Origin of the sequence: Actinocorallia libanotica, from assembly GCF_039525175.1 — a bacterium.
GTDB classification, from domain to species: domain Bacteria; phylum Actinomycetota; class Actinomycetes; order Streptosporangiales; family Streptosporangiaceae; genus Actinocorallia; species Actinocorallia libanotica.
Genome location: NZ_BAAAHH010000003.1, coordinates 267,745 through 283,940 on the forward strand (window position 1 = coordinate 267,745; position 16,196 = coordinate 283,940).

The 16,196-nt window shown below is 72.7% G+C and carries 13 protein-coding genes; 6 read left to right on the plus strand and 7 right to left on the minus strand.

Translation table 11 applies throughout. The features are described 5' to 3' along the window. Positions 1–6 precede the first annotated feature (6 nt). Positions 7–966, plus strand: a complete 960-nt coding sequence (locus ABD140_RS06490; protein ID WP_344237784.1) for a helix-turn-helix transcriptional regulator — start codon at positions 7–9, stop codon at positions 964–966. Positions 967–1,058: 92 nt separating this feature from the next. On the opposite strand, the gene ABD140_RS06495 is transcribed toward ABD140_RS06490, so the two are convergent. Then, the gene (locus ABD140_RS06495; protein ID WP_344237786.1) at positions 1,059–1,301 is read right to left on the minus strand and encodes a hypothetical protein; all 243 of its coding nucleotides are present in this window, start codon (positions 1,299–1,301) and stop codon (positions 1,059–1,061) included. Between the two features lie 123 nt (positions 1,302–1,424). On the opposite strand from ABD140_RS06495, the gene lon reads away from it, so the two are divergent. Continuing rightward, positions 1,425–3,812 carry an endopeptidase La gene (gene lon, locus ABD140_RS06500; protein ID WP_344237787.1) on the plus strand — a complete coding sequence of 796 codons (2,388 nt, stop codon included), beginning with the start codon at positions 1,425–1,427 and terminating at the stop codon, positions 3,810–3,812. Between the two features lie 72 nt (positions 3,813–3,884). Here the strand turns inward: lon and ABD140_RS06505 are convergent, their stop codons facing one another. The 3 genes from ABD140_RS06505 to ABD140_RS06515 form a co-directional block, all read right to left on the minus strand. Beyond that, positions 3,885–4,376, minus strand: a complete 492-nt coding sequence (locus ABD140_RS06505; protein WP_344237789.1) for a nitroreductase family deazaflavin-dependent oxidoreductase — start codon at positions 4,374–4,376, stop codon at positions 3,885–3,887. A gap of 93 nt (positions 4,377–4,469) precedes the next feature. After that, a complete protein-coding gene (locus ABD140_RS06510) occupies positions 4,470–7,553 on the minus strand; it encodes an AAA family ATPase (protein WP_344237791.1) in 3,084 nt (1,027 codons plus the stop codon). After that, the gene (locus ABD140_RS06515; protein WP_344237792.1) at positions 7,550–8,725 is read right to left on the minus strand and encodes an exonuclease SbcCD subunit D; all 1,176 of its coding nucleotides are present in this window, start codon (positions 8,723–8,725) and stop codon (positions 7,550–7,552) included. The genes ABD140_RS06510 and ABD140_RS06515 overlap by 4 nt, the downstream gene beginning before the upstream one ends. A 208-nt stretch (positions 8,726–8,933) precedes the next feature. On the opposite strand from ABD140_RS06515, the gene ABD140_RS06520 reads away from it, so the two are divergent. From ABD140_RS06520 to ABD140_RS06535, 4 genes are all read left to right on the plus strand, one after another. Next, positions 8,934–11,510, plus strand: a complete 2,577-nt coding sequence (locus ABD140_RS06520; RefSeq protein ID WP_344237794.1) for a LuxR C-terminal-related transcriptional regulator — start codon at positions 8,934–8,936, stop codon at positions 11,508–11,510. A gap of 37 nt (positions 11,511–11,547) precedes the next feature. Next, positions 11,548–12,228: a RibD family protein gene (locus ABD140_RS06525; RefSeq protein ID WP_344237796.1), complete on the plus strand. Its 681-nt coding sequence runs from the start codon at positions 11,548–11,550 to the stop codon at positions 12,226–12,228. Continuing rightward, positions 12,225–12,677: a cytidine/deoxycytidylate deaminase family protein gene (locus ABD140_RS06530; protein ID WP_344237798.1), complete on the plus strand. Its 453-nt coding sequence runs from the start codon at positions 12,225–12,227 to the stop codon at positions 12,675–12,677. The genes ABD140_RS06525 and ABD140_RS06530 overlap by 4 nt, the downstream gene beginning before the upstream one ends. Positions 12,678–12,813: 136 nt before the next feature. After that, positions 12,814–14,247: an aldehyde dehydrogenase gene (locus ABD140_RS06535; protein ID WP_344237799.1), complete on the plus strand. Its 1,434-nt coding sequence runs from the start codon at positions 12,814–12,816 to the stop codon at positions 14,245–14,247. 51 nt (positions 14,248–14,298) lie between these two features. Here the strand turns inward: ABD140_RS06535 and ABD140_RS06540 are convergent, their stop codons facing one another. Genes ABD140_RS06540 through ABD140_RS06550 form a run of 3 tightly spaced genes read right to left on the minus strand, consistent with a single transcriptional unit; the run spans position 14,299 to position 16,188 of the window. Next, on the minus strand, positions 14,299–14,616 hold the full coding sequence (locus tag ABD140_RS06540; RefSeq protein ID WP_344237801.1) for a GroES family chaperonin: 318 nt from the start codon (positions 14,614–14,616) through the stop codon (positions 14,299–14,301). A gap of 25 nt (positions 14,617–14,641) precedes the next feature. Beyond that, positions 14,642–15,424: a S1 family peptidase gene (locus tag ABD140_RS06545; RefSeq protein WP_344237803.1), complete on the minus strand. Its 783-nt coding sequence runs from the start codon at positions 15,422–15,424 to the stop codon at positions 14,642–14,644. A 5-nt stretch (positions 15,425–15,429) separates the two neighbouring features. Next, entirely contained in the window at positions 15,430–16,188 is a 759-nt protein-coding gene (locus ABD140_RS06550) for an SDR family NAD(P)-dependent oxidoreductase (RefSeq protein ID WP_344237805.1), read from the minus strand. Between the last annotated feature and the right edge of the window lie 8 nt (positions 16,189–16,196).

Consider the following 16,196-nt stretch of genomic DNA (forward strand, 5'->3'; position numbering starts at 1 on the left):
GATTCCGTGAACACGACTTCCGCCCGGCTGCTCCGGTTGTTGTCCCTGCTGCAGACCCCGCGCGAATGGCCGGGCACCGAACTGGCCGAACGGCTGGAGGTCAGCCCCCGTACGGTCCGCCGCGACGTCGACCGGCTCCGCGAGCTGGGATACCCCGTGCAGGCGACGATGGGGACCACCGGCGGCTACCGTCTCGCCGCGGGCAAGGCCATGCCGCCGCTCCTCCTGGACGACGAGGAGGCCGTGGCCATCGCCGTGGGGCTGCGTACCGCGGCCTCCCACCCCGTGGACGGCATCGAGGAGGCGTCGGTACGCGCGCTCGCCAAGCTGGAGCAGGTCCTCCCGCCGCGCTTGAGGCACCGCGTCAACACGCTGGGAGCCGCCACTGTCTCCGTGCTCGGCAACGGTGAATCCAGCATGGATCCGGAGATCCTGGCGGTGCTCGCCAGCGCCACGGCCGCCCAGGAGCGTCTGCGGTTCGCCTACGAGGCGGCCGACGGCACCCGCACCAGGCGCCTGGTCGAACCGTGCCGCCTCGTGGCCTCCGGCCGCCGCTGGTACCTGCTGGCCTACGACAACGACCGCGACGACTGGCGTGTCTTCCGCACCGACCGCATCGGCGAACCCCGCCCCACCGGCGTCCGGGTTCCGTCACGCGTACCCCCGGGCGAGGACGCCGCCGCGTTCGTCACCCGCAAGCTGTACTCCTCGGCGCCCACCTACGAGGTCGTGGCGACCCTCCGCCTTTCCGCGACGGAGGCATCCCGGAAGCTCGGCCTCCCCGCCGACGCCTTCCACCGCATCGACGACCGCACCTGCCGCCTGCACGGCCCCTCCGACACCTTGGAATGGCTGGCGGCGAGACTGCTCGTCCTCGGCTGCCCCTTCGAGGTCCACGACCCCCCGGAACTCCGCGCCTACCTCGTCGACCTGGCCGCCCGCGCGACCCGCGCGGCAACCTCATGAGGGACGGAAGCCGCCCCAGGGCGGAGTTCGGCGGGATGGAATCGCCGCGGTGGAGCAGCCGCTCAGGAGCAGGGCGAAGCCCTTACAGGTGATCACGCCCGGTCCGCCGTCTCACCCGGATGGGCGGCGAGCCAGGCGTCCAGATCGTCATGGTCCGAAAGGGGGACGCCTGGGAGGGGAGCCCGCTGGATCAGGACGTGGACCGGTCCGTGGTCCGTGGACAGCCGCCAGCGCTCGCCTTGGTCCATCTCGTGGTCGCAGAAGCGCCGGAGCAGGCCGATGAGGAGACGTGACTCGTGGTCCGACAGGGGACCGTCCGCCGGGGGGACGCTCATGGAGATCACTGTAGGTCCGTCGGGAATCGGGGGCGATCGCTGTGAGCGAACAGCGGGAAGGAATGAAACCTCGCTCTGGGTTCTTGAGTGCTAGTGACTCAAGAAACGTGACTGGGGAGTGGAATGAGCGAGAAGCTGACGGTGCCCGTGCTGCCGCTGGACGACGCGGTCGTGCTGCCCGGCATGGTGGTTCCGCTGGAGCTGGGCGACGGGGAGGTCCGGGCGGCGATCGAGGCCGCGCGGGCGGCGGGCGGGGGCGGGAAGCCCCGGGTGCTGCTGGTGCCCCGCAGCGACGGGAGGTATCCGGCGATCGGCGTGCTCGGCGTGGTGGAGCAGGAGGGGCGGCTGCCCGGCGGGGAGCAGGGGGCCGTGGTCAGGGCCGTTTCCCGGGTGCGGATCGGCACCGGGACGACCGGGCCGGGCGCGGCGTTGTGGGTCGAGGGGACCGTCGTGGAGATCCCCGAGGCCGCCGGCGCGGAGAAGCCCGCCAAGGAGTACAAGGGGCTGGTCCAGGCGATCCTGCAGCACCGGGGTTCCTGGCAGCTGGTGGACATCATCCAGCAGATCGACGACCCCTCGGTCCTGGCCGACCAGGCCGGGTACGCGCCGTACCTCACGGTCGAGCAGAAGATCCAGCTGCTGGAGACCGTCGACGTGCTGGAGCGGCTCGACCTCGTGATCGGCTGGGCCCGCGACCACCTGGCGGAGCTGGACGTCGCCGAGACCATCCGCAAGGACGTCCAGGAGGGCATCGACAGGCAGCAGCGCGAGTTCCTGCTCAAGCAGCAGCTGCGGGCCGTCCGCAAGGAGCTCTCCGAGCTCAACGGCGACGCCGATGGCGACGGCGAGGAGGAGGACTACCGGGCCCGCATCGAGGCCGCGGACCTTCCGGAGAAGGTGGAGAAGGCGGCGCTCAAGGAGGTCGACAAGCTCGAACGCTCCAGCGAGGCCTCACCCGAGGGCGGCTGGATCCGCACGTGGCTCGACACCGTCCTGGAAATGCCGTGGAACGAGCGTACGGAAGACGCCTACGACATCGCGGGCGCGCGTGAGGTCCTGGACGCCGACCACGCGGGACTCGACGACGTGAAGGAACGCATCATCGAGTACCTGGCCGTGCGCAAGCAGCGCGCCGAGCGCGGCCTTGGAGCCGTCGGAGGCCGCCGTTCCGGTGCCGTGCTGGCCCTCGCGGGCCCGCCCGGAGTCGGCAAGACGTCGCTGGGCGAGTCCGTCGCCCGCGCGATGGGGCGTTCGTTCGTGCGCGTGGCGCTCGGCGGCGTGCGCGACGAGGCCGAGATCCGCGGCCACCGGCGCACGTACGTGGGCGCGCTGCCCGGCCGGATCGTCCGCGCGATCAAGGAGGCCGGCTCGATGAACCCGGTCGTCCTGCTCGACGAGATCGACAAGGTCGGCGCCGACTACCGGGGCGACCCGACGGCCGCGCTGCTGGAGGTCCTCGACCCGGCGCAGAACCACACGTTCCGCGACCACTACCTCGAGGTCGAGCTCGACCTGTCGGACGTGCTGTTCCTGGCGACCGCCAACTCCCTGGAGACCATCCCCGGCCCGCTGCTGGACCGGATGGAGCTGGTGACCCTCGACGGCTACACCGAGGACGAGAAGGTCACCATCGCCCGCGACCACCTGCTGCCCCGGCAGCTGGAGAAGGCGGGCCTGGAGGAGGGCGACGTCGTCCTGCCCGAGGAGGCGCTGCGGCTCATCGCGGGCGAGTACACCCGCGAGGCGGGCGTGCGCTCGCTGGAGCGGGCCATCGCCCGCGTGCTGCGCAAGGCCACCGCGAAGGCCGCGCTCGGCGAGGCGGAGTTCCCCGTCACCGTCGACGATCTCGTGCCCTACCTGGGCCGCCCCCGGTTCACCCCGGAGGTCTCCCTGAAGGAGTCCGAGCGGCGCACCGCCGTCCCGGGCGTGGCGACGGGCCTGGCCGTGACGGGGACGGGCGGCGACGTCCTGTACGTCGAGGCGTCCCTGGCCGACGCCGAGACCGGCGACACCGGCGTGACGCTCACCGGCCAGCTCGGCGACGTCATGAAGGAGTCCGCGCGGATCGCGCTGTCCTACCTGCGCTCCCGCGGCGCCGAACTGGAACTGCCGGTCGGCGACCTGAAGAAGCGCGGCGTGCACGTCCACGTCCCCGCGGGCGCCGTGCCCAAGGACGGACCGTCGGCGGGCATCACCATGACGACGGCACTGGCGTCGCTGCTGTCGGGCCGCCCCGTCCGCGCCGACGTCGCCATGACCGGCGAGGTCTCCCTGACGGGCCGCGTCCTGCCCATCGGCGGCGTCAAGCAGAAGCTGCTGGCCGCCCACCGCGCCGGCATCACCACCGTGGTGATCCCCAAGCGCAACGAACCCGACCTCGACGACGTCCCCGCCGAGGTCCTGTCCGAACTGTCCGTCCACCCCGTCACCGACGTCCGCGAGGTCCTCGCCCTGGCCCTGGAGCCCGCCTCCACCGGGACGGCGACCCGCGACACCGCCGCGGCGGCCTGACCGGAGCCGTGAACGGCGCCAGGCCCCGCCCGATCGGGCGGGGCCTGGCGCCGTTCCGCGTGGCGCGGGGGATCAGCGGGGGGTGAGGCGGAAGACGCGCAGCTCGCGGTCGACCTCGGCCTGGTACTTGGTGTAGACGGGCCAGATCTCGGCGAGGCGGATCCACACGGCGGCGCGGTCCTCGCCCTGAAGGAGGTCGCCGGTCACCTTGTAGATCTTCTTCTCGTACTCGACGACGGCCTCGGGGGTCTTCAGGAGGTTGCCGGTCCACGCGGGGTGCTTGTCCCGGCCGAAGTTGCTGCCCACGACGATCCACCCGTCGCCCTCGGGCATGCACAGCAGGGGGGAGAGGCGCTCCTGGCCGCTCTTGGCGCCGACGGTGGTCAGGTACAGGGTCGGCACCAGCAGCTGGGACAGCATGAGGCGGCCGCCGGTCACCCTGTGCAACGCCTGGTCCAGTTTCGGTACGGCGCCCGGACCGAGCCTGCGGAACCACCGGGCGCCGGCGACCTTGTGGAAGACCGGCCCGAACAGGCGCTGGATCAGGGGCGACTGCGAGGACATGAACCCTCCTGGCGAGACCGAGGCGACGGGGAACAAACTAACGCTTGGTAGCGGTCCTGTCATCTCGCCGCCCCCCGCCGACGGCGCGGCGGGTCAGACGACGACGGTGAGGGTGGAGCCGGCGCGGGACTTGTGCAGGCGCAGCTGGGCGGGGATGCGGGTGCGCAGCTCGGCGACGTGGCTGACGACGCCGACGGCGCGGCCTCCGTCGCGCAGGGAGTCCAGGACGGACATGACCTCGTCGAGGGTGTCCTCGTCCAGGGTGCCGAAGCCCTCGTCGACGAAGAGGGTGGCGATCTCGGCGCCGCCCGCCTCGGCGGTGACCACGTCGGCCAGGCCCAGGGCGAGGCTGAGGGAGGAGATGAACGACTCGCCGCCCGAGAGGGTGGCGGGGTCGCGCTCCTGGCCGGTCCAGCCGTCGATGACGCGCAGGCCGAGGCCGCCGCCGGCGCGCTTGGTGTCGCCCGCGGCCTTGTCGACGGTGTGCTTCAGCAGGTAGCGGCCCGCGGACATGGTGGAGAGGCGCTCGTTGGCGGCGGCGACGACCTGTTCCAGCCGCGCCGCCAGGACGTAGGCGGACAGGCGCATGTGCAGGGTGTTGGGCGGCTGCCCGTTGACGAGTCCGGCCAGCCGGGCGGTGCGCTCGTGGGCCTCGGCGGCGGGCGCCCACTCCGCGAGCCGGGCGCGCAGGTCGGCGAGCAGCTCCGCCAGCCGCGCGCTGCGGTGGGAGGCGCGGTCGCGGGCCGAGACCAGGACGGTGCGGGACTGCTCGGCCTCGGCGGCCGCCGTCTCCAGGGACGCCAGGTCGGGCGCGGGGCGGGTCGCGGCGGCCGCGAGCTCCGGGTCGGACAACAGGTCGCGGACGGCGGCGGCCTCCGCGTCGTGCTCCCCGACCAGGGTCTCCAGCCGCGCGCGGTCCTCGGGGGCGAGGAGGGCGCGGGCGGCCTCGTCGGAGGAGGCGAACCCTTCGGCCGCCACGGCCTCGGACAGCGCCTTCCCGGCGGCGTCCAGCTCCTCGCGGGCCGCGGCGGCACGGGCGTCGGCCTCGATCGCGCGGGTCAGCAGGTCGGCCTCGTCGCCCAACCGGGCGAGCCGGGTCTGCAGGGAGAAGTCCGCACCCCGCGCGGCGTCCAGTTCGGCACGCAGCCTCCCCTCCTCGCCGTCCAGCGCGGTGAGCGAGGCCCTGGTCTCGGCGAGCTCGCGGCCCGCGTCGGCATGGGCCCGCCGCACCGTGTCCAGCTCGGTCTCGGCGGACCTGAGCCGCTGTTCGAGGGCCTCGGCGCGGGTGACGGCGCCCCGGGCGGCGTCCAGCGCCGCCCTGGCGCCGTCGAGGATCTCGGCGAGGGCCTCGCGGGGCAGCTCGGAGCGCTGCTGCAGCAGGTCGTACTCGGCGCGCAGGCTCCCCACCCGGCCGTTGAGGTCCTCGCGGTCGCGCTGCGCCTCGTCGGCCTCCCGCGCGGCCCGGACCTCCTCGTCCTGGGAGGGGACCTCGGCCGACCCGGCGGCGGGCGCCGGATGCTCGGCCGAGCCGCACACCTTGCACGGCTCGCCCGGCACGAGGTCGGCGGCGAGCGCCGCGGCCATCCTGGTCAGCCGCAGTTCCCGCAGCTCCTGCACCCGGTCCCGGGTCCGCTGGGCGAGGTCGACGGCCGCACGCAGCTCCGTCTCGGCCCGCTCCAGCCGACCTCCCACCAGGTCGCGCCGCTGGGCGTCCTCCACCGCCTGCGCGGCGTCGGCGACGTCCTTGGCGGCGGCATCGGCGCCCGAGGCCCGGATCCGCGCCTCCTCCAACGCGGCACGCTGCTCGGCGACCCGGCCCGGCAGCTCTTCCAGCCCGGCACGCAGCCGCTCCTCCTCGGCCGTCCAGCGCCGTTCCCGCTCCCGGCCCCCGGTCAGCTCCCGCAGGACCTCGCGATGCCTGGCCTCCTGACCCCGCAGCGCCTCCAGCCGCGCCAGCTCCGCCCGCCACACCTGCTCGGCCCGCCGCAGCGCCTCCATCGGCGTGTCCTCCGCCAACGGCGGACACGCGTGCCCGCTCCGGCCCGCGTCGCCCGGTCCCGCGTCACCCGGCGCTGCGGACGAGGCCGTGCCGGAGGGGGGAGCGTGGTCCAGGGCGTCGCAGAGGCAGGAGGGCGGGACGAGGGCGGTGACGCGGCGGCGCAGGGCGCCGGAGCGGGACGCGGCCTCGGCGAGGGACTCGCGGCGGGCGGTGACGGCGCGGCCGTAGGGCAGGACGCGGCCGGCGCGGTCGGCGACGCCGAGGCGGTCGGCCCAGGTCGTACGTTCTCCGGCGCGGGCGGCCAGGGCGTCGCGGCGCCGGACGGCCTGAGCGCGGCGTTCCTGGAGGGAGGCCAGTGCGCGGCCTTCGTCGCGGCGGAGGCGGACGGCGGCCAGGTGCTCCTCGGTGGCCGAGAGCAGATCCGAGACCGCCCTCAGCAGGTCGCGGTGGTGGGCCGTCAGCTCGGTGGCCCAGGGAAGGAGGAGGGCGGCGGAGCCGTCGGGAGGGGTGGCGGCGGTGAGCTCGGCGACGCGGTCGGCGGTCGCGGCGGCCGCCACGCGCAGGGCCTCGGCCTCGCGGTTGGTCCGGGCGCGCTCGTCGGCCAGCCACTTCTCGACGGCGGCGTAGACCTCGGTGGCGAAGAGCTTCTCCAGCACGCGCCGCCGTTCCTCGGCGCCCGCACGGAGGAACGCGGCGAACTCGCCCTGCGGCAGCAGGGCCACCTGGTTGAACTGCGGCGCGGTCATCCCCAGCAGCCGCTGGACGAGGTCGCCCGCCTCGTCCAGGCGGTTGGTGTGGCCGATCCACTCGCCGCCCGTCCGCTCCTCGACGAGGATCTTCGACTGCTCCATGCGGGTGCCCGTGCCGCGCAGCTTCGGCCGTTCCCAGGCGGGGGAGCGGGTGAAGCGGAAGCGGCGCCCCCGGATGTCGGCCTCCAGTTCGACCAGGGGCGCGGTGCCGGGCGCGGCGTGGTCGCTGCGCAGCAGCTTCACCGCGTTGCGCGCGCCCGGCACCTGCCCGTACAGCGCGAAGCACACCGCGTCGAGCACGCTCGTCTTGCCCGCGCCGGTGGGGCCGTTGATGAGGAAGAGCCCCGCCTCGCCGAGCGCCTGGAAGTCGACCTCCTCGGTGCCGGAGAAAGGACCGAACGCGGTGACCTTCAGCCGGATCAGCCTCATCGTGCCGTCCCCTTCCCTCCGGCGCGCGGCGCCGGGACGCGTACGCGCTCCTCCTGGCGGCAGTGGGTGAAAGCGTCCTCGAGCAGCGCGCGCTCGGCGGGACCCGCCTCATCGCCGCCGACCTCGTGCAGGAAGTCGCAGGCCAGCTCGACCCCCGAACGCTCCTTGACCCGCTCGGACCAGGTGCGCTCGCCCTCGTTCGCCGCGGCGTCGGGCTCGAACCCCAGGACCAGCGTGTGCGGGAACCGCGCCCGCAACCGCTCCATCGCGCCCGCCGGACGCCTGGCGTCCGTCAGCGTCACCTTCAGCCAGTGCCCGGTGTAGGCCTCATGGCGCGGATCGGACAGCAGCTCCGCGAGCGTGCCGCGCAGCTGCGCGATCGGCCGCGGCACCGGCGCCTCGACGAACGCGACGTCCCGCAGCCCCCCCGCGTCGACGTCCACCAGCCACGAACCTTTCTTCTGCCTCTCCTCCGAGAAGGAGTAGGCGATCGGCGATCCCGAATACCGCACGCCTTCGCGGAGCGTCTGCCGCCCGTGCAGATGCCCCAGCGCCGTGTAGCCGACGCCGTCGAACACGCTCGCGGGGACCATCTGCACCCCGCCGACCGCGATGTTGCGCTCGCTCTCGCTCACCACCGGCGCGGCGTTCCCCGCCGTCACGAACGCGTGCGCCAGCACGACGCGCGTCCCGGGCGTGCCGTCCGCGCGGATCCGGCGCATCGCCTCGCCGAGCGCCGCCGCGTGCGACCGCTCCGCCAGCCCCCACCGGGACCGTACGAAGTCCGGCTCCAGATAGGGAACGGGGTAGATCGCCACGTCCTCCGCCACGACCGGCCTGCCCACCGACTCCGGATCGGTGCGCACGTGCACCCCGGCGCTGTCGAGCAGCCCGGAGCCCACGCCGAGCCGCACGGCCGAGTCGTGGTTGCCGGAGATGAGCACCACCCGGGTGAGGGCGGCGAGCCGCCGCAGCGTCTCGTCGTACAGCCGGACGGCGTCGACCGGCGGCAGCGCACGGTCGTAGACGTCGCCGGAGACCAGGACGCAGCCGACGCGCTCGGCGCGCACGGTCTCCAGCAGGTGGTCGGCGAACGCGGCCTGCGCGCCCAGGAGGTCTTCCCGGTGGAAGGACCGCCCCAGGTGCCAGTCGGAGGTGTGCAGAAGTCTCATGACACCCATGACCCTAAGCAACCCCCACTGACAATTTCCGTCGTACGGCTTCTCCGGCGCCCCACCGACACCGGATCGGTATGGACGCTTCTTGTGCAAGAGCACAAAGGCGCCCATCGGGGATGTGCGGCCGCATCGTGCCGCCCGCGGACCCTGGACCGGCCGGACGGCCCGTGTTGTAGTGAGCGCCGGCTCCGGGAGGTGCGCGATGACCGTCCATGGACGCGATCGGGAACTGGATCTGCTGGCCGAACTGGTGGCCGAGGCCAGGAACGGGCACGGCGGGGCGCTCGCCGTCCGGAGCGGTCCGGGACTCGGCCGCAGCACCCTCCTGAGCTGGGCGGTGCGCCGGGCGGGCGCCGATTTCCGGGTACTCGGCGTCCCGGGCGTCCGCGCGGAGGCGCGGCTTCCCCGCGCGGGTCTGGGCCGGATCCTGCCCGCCGTCCCGGACGACCTGCGCGACGTGCGGCGCTCCTTCACCGCACTGGCCGAGGACCGTCCGCTCCTGTGCGTTGCGGACGACGCGCACTGGCTCGACCCCGAATCCCTGGAAGCGCTCGCCTACATCGCGCGCAGGGTGGAGGGCTCGCCGATCCTCATTTTGTTCGCCGCGCACAACGAACACATCCTCACGCCCGAACGCGACCGCCTCGCCGCGATCCCGTCCCTGTCCCTGCAGCCCCTGGACGACGAGACGAGCCGCCGGGTCCTGAGCGAGTGCGTCGAAGACCTCGCCGAGGACCTGGAATCGATCCTGGTGGAACTGGCGGGAGGCAATCCCCGTGCGCTCCTGGAGCTGGGACAAGCCCTCACTCCGGCGCAACTCGCCGGCACGGAGCCGCCTCCGGCCACTCTTCCCGGCGGCAGCGAACTGCGGGCCATCTACCGCAGACGCTTCTTCCGCCTCTCGGAAACCGCCCGCCTTCTGCTGCTGATGGCCGTGGTGGACGAGCACCTGGACACCGTCACGCTCGCCCGCACGGCCGCCTTGGCCGGGCTGGACCTCGCAGAACTGGAGCCCGCCCGCGCTCTGGGCCTGCTCACCGTCGACGGAGACCACGTAACGGTCCCCAGCCTCCTCATCCGCAGCGTCCTGTACGCCGACGCCCCACTGGCCGAAAGACAGACCGCACACCGTCTCCTGGCGGACGTACTCGACCGTCCGGACCAGAGCGCCCGCCGCATCTGGCACCGTACGGCCGTCACCAGCCGTCCCAGCGACGCCGCCTATCTCCGCGCGGCGGCTTTGGACACCGACTCCACGGAGGCCACGCGCCTGTGGCTGCGCGCCGCGGAACTCTCCGGAGACCCTGCGGACCTTCTCGGCGCGGCCGGAGCCTTCTGGCGTTCCGGGGACCCGGTACGGGCTCGGAACCTGATCCGCCGTGCCCAGGCACACCCGGCGGTCCCGCCAGGAGAGGCCGAATTCCTGCTGGGCAAGATCGAGCTGTTCGGCGGTATACCCGGACGTGCCCGCGCCCTCTTCCAAACCGCGGCTGAACGCCTGCCCTCCGAACGCCGCCTGGAGGCCCTGATCAACGCGGGGGAAGCCACTTTCCTGGCCGGAGACATCTTCGCCTATCTGGAGCTGGCATCCCAGGCGAAGGACGTACCCGGCCCGGAGCTCCTCGCCCTGCACTTCGAGGGAACCTCCGCAGCCTTCGCGAACATCGATTTCACGCCGCCGCTGCGGAAGCTGCTCACCCTTCCCGTCAGCTGTCTCGACCACATCTGGGCCGCCACGGCAGCGATGCTGCTGGGCGACGACACCGCTGCACGCGAACTCGCGAGCCGTGCGGTGCGCACCGCCCACGGCTGCCATTCCCCGCTGAAACCCACCGCTCTTCACCTGCTCGCCCAAGCGGATGTGTGGCGCGGGCGGTTCGCCGAGGCGACGGCCCGCTCCATGGAGGGCCTGGCATTGGCGAGAACGGTGGGCCAAGGCAACGTGGCCGCCGACCACCTGACCCTGCTCGCGCTGCTCTCGGCCCTGCGCGGGGACCGGGAGACCGCCGAGCGCCACATCTCCCAGGTGCTCCAGACGGCCTCCACACGCGGCCTCAGCCGTCCCGAAGCGTACGTCTCCTGGGCCCGCGCCACGCTCGACCTGCTCGAAGACCGTCCGGGAGAGGCCGCGGCACGTCTGGAAGTCATGACCGTCCACCCGGTCGTACGGGTGATGTCGACTCCGCTGTACGTGGAGGCGGCGGTGCAGTCGGGCAGGCACGAAGCCGCCTCCGGTGCCCTGAACCTCTTCGACCAGTGGGCGGAGACCACCGCCAACCCCGCACGCCTGGCCTTGTCCCGGCGTTGCCACGCGCTGCTGGCCGAGAAGGACGAGGTCGCGGAGGAGAAGTTCACCACCGCTTTGGCGCTGCACCGACTGGGAGGCTCCCCGTTCGAACTGGCCCGCACCCAGCTGCTGTACGGCGCATGGCTGAGAAGGGCGCGGCGCCCCAGTGACGCACGCGCCCATCTGCGCCGCGCCCTGCACACCTTCCGGCACTACGAGGCGTCCGGATGGGCCACGAGAGCCCGTGCCGAGCTGCGCGCGTCGGGAGTGAGCAGCATCGGGGCCCGGCACCCCGAACCCGCCGCGGAACTGACCGCCCAGCAGGAGCAGATCGCCCGCCTGGCCGCGGAAGGAGCCACCAACAGGGAGATCGCCGCGCGCCTGACGCTCAGCCCCCGCACCGTCGAGCACCACCTGCGCAACGTCTTCGCCAGGCTGGGCGTGCGCTCCCGGGTGGAACTGGTCCGGTTCTTCTCCTTCCCGACCGCCTGACGGGGCGGCGCGGTCGGCGGAGCCGTACGCTGGGCCCGTGAGTGATCGCCCTTATGTCCTGCTCAGCTGCGCCATGTCGGTGGACGGTTATATCGACGACCTGACCGACGAGCGGCTGACGCTGTCGAACGCGGCGGACCTGGACCGGGTGGACGCCGTGCGGGCCACGGTGGACGCGATCATGGTGGGGGCGGGCACCGTCCGCAACGACGACCCCTCGCTGCTGATCAAGTCGGTGTCCCGGCGGACCGAGCGGGTCTCCCGCGGCCTGCCCGAGGACCTGGTCAAGGTCACCGTGACCGGCGGCGGCGACCTGGACCCGGGGTCGCGGTTCTTCACCACGGGGACCGCGCCCAAGCTCGTCTACACCACCGGGGGCGCCGCGGAGGAGCTCGCCGCCCGGCTGGGCGGCGTCGCCACCGTCGTGGACCTGGGCGAGAGCGTCGACCTGGCCGTCCTGCTGGCCGACCTGGCCGCGCGGGGCGTGCGGCGGCTCATGGTCGAGGGCGGCGGCGCGGTCCACACGGCCTTCCTCACCGCGGGGCTCGCCGACGAGCTGCAGCTGGTGGTCGCCCCGTTCCTCATCGGCGACCCGGGCGCGCCGCGCTTCACCCACCCCGGCCTCTTCCCGCAGAGCCCGCGGCATCCGATGCGGCTGGCCGAGGTGCGCAAGATCGGCGAGGTGGCACTGCTGCGCTACACGATGGGACACCTGTGAGCACCGACCGAGCACACGACGACCTGCACTGGCTGGCGCTGGCCTGCGACCTGGCGCGGCGGTGCCCCCCGTCGGACACCGCCTTCTCCGTCGGGGCGGTCGTCGTGGACGCCCGGGGCCGCGAGCTGGCCCGGGGCCACTCCCGGGAGACGGACGAGAAGGTGCACGCCGAGGAGGCGGCGCTGGCCAAGCTCGCGGGGCGGGATCTGGCCGGCGCGACGGTCTACAGCTCGCTGGAGCCGTGCGCCCGCAGGCTGTCGCGGCCCAAGCCGTGCGCCCGGCTGATCCTGGAGCGGGGGATCCGGCGGGTGGTCTTCGCCTGGCGCGAGCCCGTCCTGTTCGTCGAGGGCGACGGCGTGGAGACGCTGGAGGCGGCCGGGGCGGAGATCGTGGAGCTGCCGGAGCTGGCCGAACGCGCCAAGGAGCCGAACAGGCACCTGCTGGATTGAGACTCCGGTCTAGGCCCATGTATCGACAAGGGAGACGACCTTGGAGACAATCAGGACACGCGTGAGATGCTGACGGAACGACCTAGCAAACATTTGGTCGATGCTTCCCGACGCCCACCCCTGGTTGGAGGAACCCTTGCAGGAGTACAGCCGCTTCTTCATCGGCGGAGAATGGGTCGAGCCCGCGGGCACGGGCACGATCGACGTCGTCTCCCCGCACACCGAAGAGGTCATCGGACGGGTGCCCGAGGGCACGAACGCCGACATCGACCGGGCGGTGGCCGCCGCGCGCCAGGCCTTCGACCACGGGCCGTGGCCCCGGATGACCCCCGCCGAGCGCGGCGAGGCGCTGGGCCGCCTGTCGGCGATCTACGCCGCCAACACCCAGCAGATGGCCGACCTCGTGGTGGCGGAGATGGGCTCGCCCGCGCTGTTCGCGGCGTTCGCCCAGTCCGCGATCCCGCAGATGGTGCTGCAGTACTACGTCGACCTCGCCTCCTCCTACACCTGGGAGGAGGAGCGGCAGGGCATGCAGGGCCCGGTGACCGTCACCAAGGAGCCGGTCGGCGTCGTGGCGGCGATCTACCCGTGGAACGTCCCCCAGTTCACGCTGCTGCTCAAGCTCGCCCCCGCCCTGCTCGCCGGCTGCACCGTGGTGGCCAAGCCCTCCCCGGAGACCCCGCTGGACGCCTACCTGCTCGCCGAGTGGGTCAAGGAGGCCGGCATCCCCGACGGCGTGGTCAACTTCGTGCCCGCCGGGCGCGAGGTCGGCGCCCACCTGGTGGCCCACCCCGGCGTCGACAAGGTCTCCTTCACCGGCTCCACCCTGGCCGGCCGCCAGATCGGCGAGGTGTGCGGGCGCCAGCTCAAGCGCTGCACCCTGGAGCTGGGCGGCAAGTCCGCCGCGATCATCCTCGAGGACGCCGACCTCGCCACCACCATCGAGGGCTTCAAGCTCGCCTCGCTGATGAACAACGGCCAGGCCTGCGCCGCGCAGACCCGCATCCTGGCGCCGCGCAGCCGCTACGACGAGGTCGCCGACGCGCTGGCGGCCATGGTCGGCGGGCTGGCCGTGGGCGACCCGGCCGACTTCGCCACCGAGGTCGGCCCGCTGGTGGCCCGCCGCCAGCAGGAGCGGGTGGAGGACTACATCCGCATCGGCCAGGACGAGGGCGCCAAGCTGCTCGTCGGCGGCCTCGACCGGCCGCACGACCGCGGCTGGTACGTCGCCCCCACCGTCTTCGGCAACGTCACCAACGACATGCGCATCGCCCGCGAGGAGATCTTCGGCCCCGTCCTGGCGCTCCTGCCGTACGAGGACGAGGAGGACGCGATCCGCATCGCCAACGACAGCGACTACGGCCTGGGCGGCTCGGTGTGGACCGCCGACGTCGAGCACGGCATCGAGGTTGCGCGCCGCGTGCGCACCGGCAGCTGCGGCGTCAACCTCTACAGCATCGACCCCAACACCCCGTTCGGCGGCTTCAAGAACTCCGGCCTCGGCCGCGAGCTCGGCCCCGAGGGCCTGGAGGCCTACCTGGAGTACAAGTCCATCCCGCGTCCCGCCTGAGCGAACGCGTGGAAGGGGGGCCGGACGCCTTCGCGTCCGGCCCCCTTCGTGTCAGAGGTAGAGACCGGTGCCGTGCTCGGGGCGCTCGTTGGCGACCGCGTGGAGATCGCGCTCCCGCATCACCAGGTAGGTGGCGCCCTGCAGCTCCACCTCGAGCTGCTCGTCGGGGTGGAAGAGCACGCGGTCGCCGACCTTGACCGTCCGCACATGGTGCCCGGTGCCGCAGACCTCGCCCCAGGCCAGCTGGTTGGAGGTGTCGGAGGTGGCGGGGATGACGATGCCGCCGCTGCTGGTGCGCTCGGCTTCCTTGTCGGGCTTGATCATCACCCGGTCGTGCAGCATCTGGACTTCGAACTTCGGCTGGGACACGTCCTGGATTCTACCGACTGGGCGCTCAAAGCCGTTTCTTGAGGATGTCCCGGAACGCGGAGACATCGGTGTAGACACCCGGGCTCCCCGCGCGGGCGCATCCCCGCGCCCAGGAGGCCAGCCCCGCCACCCGGTCCTCCATGCGGGAACCGGCCTTGACCCGGACGACCAGCGGGCCGCCCTCGTCGTACCGGCAGGCCGCGGCGTCGTTCGAACCCGCGCACGTCATGCCGGAGTCCAGGACGTTCCCGTAGGCCGCGCGGCAGGCGTTCTCGTCGACGAGGGGGACCGGGGCCCTGCGGAGCCGGGTGTTGCGGAGCGCGGTCTCGCCGGTGGCGCCCCAGCCGAGGACGAACCCTCGCGTACCGGTGACGTCTCCCAGCTTGACCGGCTTGGTCTTCTTGACCTTCTTGGCGAGGGTGAGGACCGCGAGATCGTTGCGCGGGACCTCCAGGCCGTCGAGGTCGGCCAGCCGGTGGCCGGGGTGGACCCAGATCTTCTTGACGCGGTACGTCGTGCCGTTCTTCTTCTTGACGTCCGTACGGCCGAACGTGACCTCCAGGCGGCCGGGCGTGAACTTGAACTGGCGGGCGCAGCGCGCGACCGTCAGCACCTTGTCGGCGCGCACCAGAACGCCGCTGCAGAAGTGGCCGCCGGAGCGGAAGAAGCCCGCCTGGGAGTGCAGGGCGCCCAGCCAGGGGTAGGAGGTGGCCTTGACCGTGGTGCCGCCCGCGACGGCGGACGCCGGGGTCGCGGACAGCACCAGGGGCAGGGCGAGAAGAGCGATGAGGGGGGTGGTGAAGCGCATGAAGATCAGTCGTACCGTCTTCCGGTCCGCGAGGAGACCTTTCCGACGAGATTGCGCGGCACGAATTTGCTGAGGCCGACGACCGCCTTGTACTGGGGGCTGGGAACGGAGACCCGCACGCCCTTCTTCAGGTCCTTGAGAGCCGCCTCGGCCACGTCGTCGGCGTCGAGCCACAGCACCTCGGGGATGCCCGAGGTGTCCATCTTCGCGCGCTCGTGGAACTCGGTGTGCACGAAGCCGGGGCACAGCGCCATCACCTTGACGTTCGGGTCCTTCACTTCGTGGGCGATGGACTGGCTGAAGCTCACGACCCACGCCTTGGACGCGCCGTACGTCCCCCGGGTGAGGAACGCGGCGACGGAGGCGACGTTGATGATGCCGCCCCTGTGCCGTTCGCGCATCCCGGGAAGCGCCGCGTACGTCAGGCGGAGGACGGCTTCGCAGTGCACCTTCAGCATGCGCAGCTCCGCCTCGACGGGGACTTCGAGGAAGGTCCCCTGGTTGCCGAAGCCCGCGTTGTTCACCAGAAGGTCGACGCCTTGGCGCAGCCGTTCCTCCACGGCGGCGATGCCGTCGTCCTCGGCGAGGTCGGCCGGGAGGACCTCTACGGACACGCCGTAGTCCCGCCGTAGGGTCTCGGCCTTCTCGTTGAGCTTCTCCACGTTGCGCGCGACGAGGACCAGGTCGAGCCCGTCCTTGGCGATCCGGCGGGCGAAGGCGGCGCCGATGCCCGCCGTCGCCCCGGTGATGAGTGCGGTCGGCATACGCCTAC